The sequence below is a fragment of the Chamaesiphon polymorphus CCALA 037 genome, from assembly GCF_003003845.1.
Classification (GTDB): domain Bacteria; phylum Cyanobacteriota; class Cyanobacteriia; order Cyanobacteriales; family Chamaesiphonaceae; genus Chamaesiphon; species Chamaesiphon polymorphus.
Map to the genome: position 1 here is coordinate 1 of NZ_PVWO01000310.1, position 7079 is coordinate 7079.

Consider the following 7079-nt stretch of genomic DNA (forward strand, 5'->3'; position numbering starts at 1 on the left):
CTTCTACTGTCGCCGTTACCACCACCAGATGTTGCTGCGATCCTTGAGCCAGCGCAGAAGCCACCAAACCTTTCGGTAAACGCGGCAAACCACTCAAATGCAGCATCCCCTGTTGTTGAAGTTTGGAGAGCAGTTCCGCTGAGAGTTGAGAGCGTTCGAGGGTGCGAATTAGTGCAGAAAAAGCCATCGTTTCAGTCAGGAGTAAGATAGTTTGTAGCGATCGTCCCGATCTGCTAGATCTCGGTAGCAACAGTTACATCGGGATATGCAGCTATGGTTCTATCACCTTAGACGGTTTTACAGGATTTTGGAAGGGCATTTGGGGTGAATCCAGTTTGGATCTACTACCATTCGATCGAGGGATGAAAATATTAATACAAGATAGGCGTAATTTACAAATTATCCTTAACAACTAACTAAACTGCATCGATCGCAATGTTAATCGATCGACAAGACACTCATAAAAATCCCAGTTTTGACAATGCTTGCGCGATGGCTTCTAGGGATGAGAGAGATATTTTTAGACTAGTTTATCGATCGATAGTTCGAGATTGGGAAATGTTGGCGACTGAATGCGGTCGCTACCTCTAAATTGATGCAGATCGTATTCACCATCGATTAAATAATAAACCGAAATCGTTGGTTGTTTGGGATAGCCGATAAAATTTCGTCCGCCTAATCCTAAATAATCGACGATCCAATATTCTTGTGTCCCTAAAGCTTGGTAAGCAATCTGCTTCACTGCATAATCATCTTGCCAATTAGTCGATACAACTTCTATTGCTAGCTTAACCGAACTACCTTGGGTAATTATCGATTCCGTTTCCCAGCGCGGTTCTTGAGCTAGCATTTCTTTGTCCAAGACAATAACATCTGGCTCGTATCCAGATTTACCATCGATCGATTTGACGATCGATTCTCGTGGAATCAAGTACGGTAGATCTAATCGTTTAATCTCTAAATATAGTTTGCCAGATATCTCACCCGCTATTTCTGAATGTTTGCCTTTTGGTTTAGGCATTTCCAGAATTTCTCCATCTCTAAGCTCATAACGATATTCCGATCGCTCTGGCAACCAGGTGATAAAATCATCAAAGCCAATTATTTTAGACTCTATTAGTACCATTTTTACCTCTCTGAGACTTGGTGCAAGTGCAACTTTGTCAGACTATCATTATAGCAGTCGTAAAAATGGATGCAGGGTTAATTAAAAAAAGCGATCGAATATAAAACTCGATCGCTTTTTTGGATTTGCTTGGCGTAGATACTGGCAATTTGTCGATTACCTACGGTACGCTACGCGAACGCGATCTAACCAAATCGACCGCTGATATACTCTTGAGTTCTTTCTTCTTTTGGCGAACCGAAGATAGTGCGGGTATCGTCGTATTCTACTAGGTAGCCAAACCGACTACCGCCTTCGCCTGCTTCCGCATTAAAAAAGGCGGTTTTATCAGATACTCTTGCCGCCTGCTGCATATTGTGGGTAACGATAATAATCGTGAACCGATCCTTTAATTCGTGGATCAGATTTTCGATCTGCACTGTCGAAATCGGATCGAGTGCCGAGCACGGCTCGTCCATTAAGATCACTTCTGGCTCGACGGCGATCGTCCTAGCGATACATAACCGCTGTTGTTGTCCTCCAGAGAGCGATAGACCGCTTTGTTGGAGTTTATCTTTAACTTCTTCCCACAGGGCTGCTTTGCGGAGCGATTGCTCGACGCGTTCGTCAAAATTACCTGTAAATCCAGCAATTTTCAAACCAAAGGCTACGTTATCATAAATAGATTTGGGGAAAGGGTTCGGCTGTTGAAATACCATGCCAATCCGCCGCCGTACTTCTACGGGGTCAACTTTAGAATCGTAGAGATTGGTACCGCGATAGGTAATCTCGCCCTGAACTTTGGCATTGGGAATTAGGTCGTTGAGGCGATTGTAGCAGCGCAGCAGGGTACTTTTACCGCACCCAGAAGGCCCGATGAACGAGACGACATTATTTTTAGGAATATCTAAAAAAACATTCCGTACTGCCTGAAAGGCACCGTAGAAAATCGAGACATTATCTGTCTTAATCACAATTTCCCGATCGGTATGAGTATTGGCCATAAAAATTAGAGACTATAGTTAATGGGTATTTGAAAGATGACTAGAACCCAATAGTTGTTGAATATCGATCGATTTGAAGCGATCGCTACAAAGTTACGCTCTAGATAGCATTCCCAGAGTTGTGACTATTTATCTACGATCGCGTACTTAAATAAAGACAAACTTAGTAAACTTTGCGCCGAGAAACGAGCCGAGCGAAGATACTGATAGATAAAATCAGCAGGACAATCAGTAAGGCAGCCACCCATGCTAACTTTTGTTGATTGGGGAAGGGCGAAATCGCAAAGTTGTAGATTAGAACTGATAAAGTTGCGGTTGGCTCCCATAGCCCCTTAATATCATACTGGTTAAATAGAGCGGTAAATAACAGTGGTGCAGTTTCTCCAGCGGCTCTGGCGATCGCCAGCGTTACACCCGTCGCTACAAATGGTAGAGCGGCGGGCAATACGATCTGAGTGACTGTTTGAAAATTGGTAGCACCGATTCCAACAGCAGCCAGCCGAGTAGCTTTAGGAACTGATTTGAGTCCTTCCTCCGCTGTCCGAATAATGGTCGGTAACATGAGTACCGATAGAGCCGCTCCACCAGCTACTGCTGAAAAGCCGCCTGTGAGCAGCACGACGACCCCATAAGCAAATAAACCAGCAATAATCGAGGGTACGCCGCTGAGGACGTTGGTGCAAAACCTGACCAGTTGAGAGATCCAGTTACCCTGTCCGAACTCAACTGTATAAATTGCAGCTAATACCCCAAAAGGTATACTAATTATAGCACCAATCGCACAGGTCAGCAGGGTACCGACGATCGCGTTTCTAAAGCCACCGCCCTGCATTCCTGCCGCAGGCGGTAGATCGGTAAAAATTGCTGGCGAAAAGCCACCGAGTCCATTGGTGATAACCATGAACAAAATTGAAGCTAGTGGAATGATGGAGATCGCGACACAGGCAAACACCAACCCGGTCATCACCTTACCAAAGAGCTGGCGACTGGGAGATACTCCAAACTGATTATCGTCGGGCCGTTCGGTAGTAGATAATTTAGAAGATACAGGAGTCATAAGTTTCGCCTATACAACAGCAACATTGAGATTTAGGGATGAGGGTTTAGGCTGAAAAAGGAGTGACTAAAATTGCTGTCCATCACCTCAGCTACGGTGTACACACAAGTCTGTTGGTAACGAGCGTAGTCCCTTTACCCCACCCCAGCCCTCCCCGAATATGCGCGGCTCGCTCTGCGGAGGTTTGTCTTGTCGCACTCTCATGGTCGGGTTTCCCGACCGAGGTGCGCCGCTCCTCCGCATAGAAGCGAGACAAGACAGGGGAGGGAGCTAAAGCCCCCCCTTTATAAGGGGTAAACCAACCTCAAACGAAGTCCATCCAACTTGTGTGTACACGGTAGCCTTTTTAAGGGGGCTAGGGGGGATTGGGATCTCGAAACGAAGTCTGATTGCGGTAGCACTACTCAACTTGCTGAAAGCGACTGACGAGTGCTTGCGCGAGCATGTTTACCAACAACGTTAAGACCATCAAAATCAAAGCTTCATAAAACAGCGATGACTTCTGAAGTCCGCTGGCTTCGGCAAACTGGTTGGCAATCAGCGATGATAGTGTCGAGGCAGGCGACAACCAAGAGATATTGACCTGGTTGGCATTCCCGACTAGCATTGTCAAGGCCATCGTCTCGCCCAGTGCGCGTCCGAGTGCTAACATGATCGAACCGATAATTCCCGAAAGTGCGGCTGGTAGCAGTACTCGCGTGATGGTTTCCCAGCGTGTCGCCCCCAGTCCATAGGCTCCTTGACGGAGTTTTGGCGGTAAGGAGTTGAGAGTATCGCGGGAGATGGCAATAATTGTCGGTAAAATCATGATTGCCAGTACGATCGATGCACCAAATAGCTGACGTCCGCTTGGCTCGGTCGAGAAAAACGGAATCCAGCCAAAGTAATTATGCAGTGCTTGAAACAAGGGCTTGAGTGCTGGCAAGAATACAAATAGCCCCCACAAACCGTAGACCACGCTGGGTACTGCGGCGAGTAGTTCGATCGTAAAGGCGATTGGTTGGAGGATCTGTGGTTTCAAAAAGTTTTCAGTCAAGAAAATCGCCACTCCAACTCCCAAAGGCACGGCAAATAGCAGTGCGATGATGGAACTGAGGACGGTACCGTAGATATGCGGCAGTGCTCCATACACGCCACCGATCCCAGTTACCGGATCGACATTCTTGTTGGGATCCCAAGTACTATCTGTCAAAAATCCCAAGCCAAACTTTTGAATGGCGGGTAGGGCAATGACAAACAGTGAGTAAGCGATCCACATCAGGATCAGCCCCACCGAAATTGCCAGTCCCAATGTTAGCCACCGGAAATTTTGGTCTACCGCTCGCACTAATTTGAAATTAGTAGATGATTCTAATAATGTTTCTTTGGGAGCTGGAGAATTTGAAGTCATGAGGTCTATTGCGCCTTATTTAAGTTCTGCCTTTATCTTCGTAACTAGATCGGCTTCTAGTGGAATATAGCCTAGCTCTGTAGCTGTGGCTTTACCTGTAGTTAAAGCCCATTCAACCACGCTCTTCAATGATGCGTGCTTGGCAGCATCTTTAGATTGTGGATAGAGTAACAACCATGTCAGACCAGAAATCGGGTAAGCTTTGGGATCGGTGGGATCTGCTACGATCAACGCCAAATCTGCTGGTACTGTTTGACCTGCAAATGCCGCAGCTCCAGCTTCAGGAGATGGTGCGATGATTTGGCCAGCTTTATTTTCGATTGCGGCCATTGTCAGATCTGTTTGCTTACCGTAGGAGTACTCTACATACCCGATCGAATTAGGCGTTTGTTTGATCTGAGCGGCAACCCCTTCATTGCCCTTGGCACCAGTACCAGCAGGCCAAGCCACAGACTTGTTAGCACCTGCTGTCCAGACGCCAGGGCAAGCTGCTTTAAGGTGAGTCGTAAACTGAAAAGTCGTCCCACTACCGTCAGAACGATGCACAAATTGAATGGTCTGGTCGGGGAGTTTTGCTCCAGCGTTGGCTTTCGCGATCGCCGGATCGTTCCACTTAGTTATTTTACCCGCCGCAATCCCACAATATGCAGCACGAGATAATTTTAAATCCTTCACTCCATCCACATTGTAGGCAAATACCACACTACCACCAGTCATCGGAATTTGGATTGGTTCGGCACCATATTTAGCTTTGAACTTAGCCCGTTCTTCGGCCTTTAAGGGTGCATCCGTCGCCCCAAAATCGACCGTACCTGCCAAAAATTGTTCGACACCAGCACCACTACCGACGGATTGATAACTAATCTGAGTAGCAGGATTGGCTTTATTGTAGTCATTAAACCAGCGTTGGTATAAAGGAGCTGGGAACGACGCGCCAGCACCACTGAGCGCAGAATTACTCCCACCACCAGCGGCAGGTGCTGGAGTAGATGTTCCGCCTGTGGGTGGGGTTGCCACATCAGGACTTTGGGGGGTACAAGCAGACATGCTCATGCCGATCGTCAGCGCGATCGGCATGAGCATGTAACGGGATCTAGCAGTAGCTTTGGTCATAGAATTGGCGCGAGGCTCTCGTTTAGAGGCTTCACCAATGAGTTGGTTGAGATCGATCTTCATACTACTCCTCAAGATTTGTTACGGTCTAAAATTTATCAAACTATTCACACCCGGAAGCGAGTAAGTTAGTTACTCGTACCCAATAATCTGTTGGGCGTTTATGCTAGATTCCAGCATGATTAGAGTTACAAAGTACTTTAATTATATTCAAAATTTAGTACTAGCTTAATTCTATTTAAAATATGTCATTAGAGAGTATATTTTGGTTAATAATAGGTTAAGGTTTTGCTTTTGATTTTAAATGGCTGAATTGCCATTGCCGTGCTATCCTTAGCATCAGCCAATTGGCTTAGTAAACTAATCAGACCTACTGCTAGATCTTCCTTTTAAAACATATTGCAAGTAATTACGGCCTATAAAAAATATCTGTAACGACTAAAAATCGTTACAGACTCTCGATCGATGAACTGACAAGTTGGTGCGCATCAGAGCGATGTTCGCCAACTTAAGTATCTACTCGATAATATTCTTTACTCGCTACAGAATAGCCCCAACCAATACCATCAGGATCGCGATTGCGCGTCCAGTCGGTAAAATTTGGTTCGCTCCGTCGCTTATAAACAGTACTAGAATGCACGTCTAAGCGTTTAGCCAGATCGGATTGGAGGATCGTGACTGTCGGAGCGGTAGCTGAGGTAGTCGGCTCTGGAGCGATCGACGCTATTTCTGCTTCCGCACTGTCGGCGATAATGGGAGTGGCAGAGGCGATCTCTGGAGGAAGATCTTCAGTATGGGTAGCACTGGGAGTGGCTGGGGCAATCTCCAGGGGAAGATCGACAGGCTCGACAGTTACCGCTTCAGTCGATTGCGGGACTACTTCAGGAGTGGGATCTGAGACAATTGACATTGCCGTCGCAGTAGCAGCCACAGAGGTTGTGGGTTCTGACTGTACTACTGTTTCTACAAGAGATTTAGCAGGAGTAGATGGAATAGCCACGACTGGAGTTGTCGCTGGCATCAGTTCTGGTAACTCGACCTCACTGTCGTCCAGAATGCTGCCAAGAGTACTAATCGAGACAAAATAGTAAACTTGCCCTCGATCGGGGTGTTGGCGGCTACTAGTGCCAAATTCATGGGCTTTAGCTGCCAAATACCGATTGGCAACCGCCCCAGAGATATTCGCTTTGACAGAGAGATCGAGCGGGGTAATTTCGCCGCGATATTGGACGATCGATTGTTGAAAAACCGGATCGATCGATCTTACAGTCTTCGACCACTCGTAATTTTGCCAGATATTTCCACTAGCGATGAGCACAGTCACGCCCAAAATTATTGGCCACGCTACAAACAGCGCAGATATTGCTAGTGCTGCTGGTAGCAGAATCAGCAGAAACCCTGTGGCACTTT

At 46.7% G+C, this 7079-nt stretch carries 7 protein-coding genes; all 7 read right to left on the reverse strand.

What is annotated here, in order from left to right; genetic code table 11:
• On the reverse strand, window positions 1-187 hold a 187-nt coding region (locus tag C7B77_RS19930; RefSeq protein WP_146138415.1), incomplete at its 3' end, for a hypothetical protein.
• A gap of 333 nt (window positions 188-520) precedes the next feature.
• Window positions 521-1126, reverse strand: coding sequence for a Uma2 family endonuclease (locus C7B77_RS19935; RefSeq protein ID WP_106308848.1), 606 nt, complete (start codon window positions 1124-1126; stop codon window positions 521-523).
• Window positions 1127-1311: 185 nt separating this feature from the next.
• Window positions 1312-2109: a phosphate ABC transporter ATP-binding protein PstB gene (gene pstB / locus C7B77_RS19940; protein ID WP_106308852.1), complete on the reverse strand. Its 798-nt coding sequence runs from the start codon at window positions 2107-2109 to the stop codon at window positions 1312-1314.
• 163 nt (window positions 2110-2272) lie between these two features.
• The gene (gene pstA / locus C7B77_RS19945) at window positions 2273-3166 is read right to left on the reverse strand and encodes a phosphate ABC transporter permease PstA (protein ID WP_106308855.1); all 894 of its coding nucleotides are present in this window, start codon (window positions 3164-3166) and stop codon (window positions 2273-2275) included.
• A gap of 400 nt (window positions 3167-3566) precedes the next feature.
• Window positions 3567-4556, reverse strand: coding sequence for a phosphate ABC transporter permease subunit PstC (pstC, locus tag C7B77_RS19950; protein ID WP_106308858.1), 990 nt, complete (start codon window positions 4554-4556; stop codon window positions 3567-3569).
• A 15-nt stretch (window positions 4557-4571) separates the two neighbouring features.
• The gene (gene pstS, locus C7B77_RS19955; protein WP_106308861.1) at window positions 4572-5732 is read right to left on the reverse strand and encodes a phosphate ABC transporter substrate-binding protein PstS; all 1161 of its coding nucleotides are present in this window, start codon (window positions 5730-5732) and stop codon (window positions 4572-4574) included.
• A gap of 445 nt (window positions 5733-6177) precedes the next feature.
• On the reverse strand, window positions 6178-7079 hold a 902-nt coding region (locus C7B77_RS30195), incomplete at its 5' end, for a hypothetical protein (RefSeq protein WP_106308864.1).

Bases quoted from the DNA above. Each gene is read 5' to 3' on its own strand.
- C7B77_RS19935 (WP_106308848.1), bottom strand. From the start codon at position 1,126: ATGGTACTAATAGAGTCTAAAATAATTGGCTTTGATGATTTTATCACC.
- pstB (WP_106308852.1), bottom strand. From the start codon at position 2,109: ATGGCCAATACTCATACCGATCGGGAAATTGTGATTAAGACAGATAAT.
- pstA (WP_106308855.1), bottom strand. From the start codon at position 3,166: ATGACTCCTGTATCTTCTAAATTATCTACTACCGAACGGCCCGACGAT.
- pstC (WP_106308858.1), bottom strand. From the start codon at position 4,556: ATGACTTCAAATTCTCCAGCTCCCAAAGAAACATTATTAGAATCATCT.
- pstS (WP_106308861.1), bottom strand. From the start codon at position 5,732: ATGAAGATCGATCTCAACCAACTCATTGGTGAAGCCTCTAAACGAGAG.